General features: G+C 65.6%; 1 protein-coding gene. It reads right to left on the bottom strand.

The window, feature by feature from the left end; genetic code table 11:
- Window positions 1-64 precede the first annotated feature (64 nt).
- On the bottom strand, window positions 65-957 hold an 893-nt coding region (locus EN964_RS35670; RefSeq protein WP_164776480.1), incomplete at its 5' end, for an AI-2E family transporter.

Raw genomic sequence — 957 nt, 5'->3', positions numbered from 1 at the left:
GCCGGTGCCATGGCCGAGATCGAGCGGCAACTGGCGTGGCGGGTCGGTTGGCTGGGCGGTCACTTCAGCGACGCGGTTGCGTGCGGTGGCCGCCGCCGCGATCGGCCGGGAGCTGCGGCACCTGTGCCGCGCCGCGGCCCTTGTAGAGCGGCGATTCGAGATAGCGGGCAATGGCGAACCGCACCAGCACGGCGACGGCCGCAGAAGCCGGCACCGCGATCAACAAGCCGACGAAGCCGAACAGCGCACCGAAGGCAAACAGCGAAAACATCAGCCATACCGGGTGCAGGCCGACGCTCTTGCCGACCAGCCGCGGCTGCAGGATGTTGCCCTCGATGAACTGGCCGATGAAGAACACGACCGCGACCGCGACGATCATCGTCCAGTCCGGCCAGAACTGGACGAAGGCGACGCCGACGGCCAGCACCAGCCCGGTCAGCGAGCCGACATAGGGGATGAAGGAAATCAGCCCGGCGAACAGGCCGATGAGGATGCCGAAATTCAGTCCGGTCAGCGTCAGCCCGGTGGCATACATGGCGCCCAGCACCAGGCACAGCGTGCCCTGGCCGCGCACGAAGCCGGCTGTTGCGGTGTTGATGTCACGAGCGATGGCGCGCACGGTCTGGACGTTGTCGCGCGGCACCCAACCGTCGATGACCGCCACCATGCGGTCCCAGTCGAGCAGCATGTAGAAGGCGACCACCGGCGTCACCACGAACAGGCTGACCACCGAGACCAGCGCCATGCCGGAACTCCACAGTGAGGTGAAGACGGTGGTGACCAGGCCGAAGCCCGAGGTCAGCAGCGAATTCAACCCGTCGCGCAAGCTGTTGGCGTTGACGCCGAACTTCTGTTCCAGCCATTTCGGATCGAACGAGGTGATCAGGCTTTGCAGCCGGGTCAGATATTCCGGCAATTTGCCGGCGAAATCGGCCATCTGCGTGGCCAGAACCGGAA

This window comes from Mesorhizobium sp. M7A.F.Ca.CA.001.10.2.1, from assembly GCF_003998575.1.
In the GTDB taxonomy this organism is placed as follows: Bacteria; Pseudomonadota; Alphaproteobacteria; order Rhizobiales; family Rhizobiaceae; genus Mesorhizobium.
This window is presented reverse-complemented; position numbering and strand designations above follow the sequence as displayed.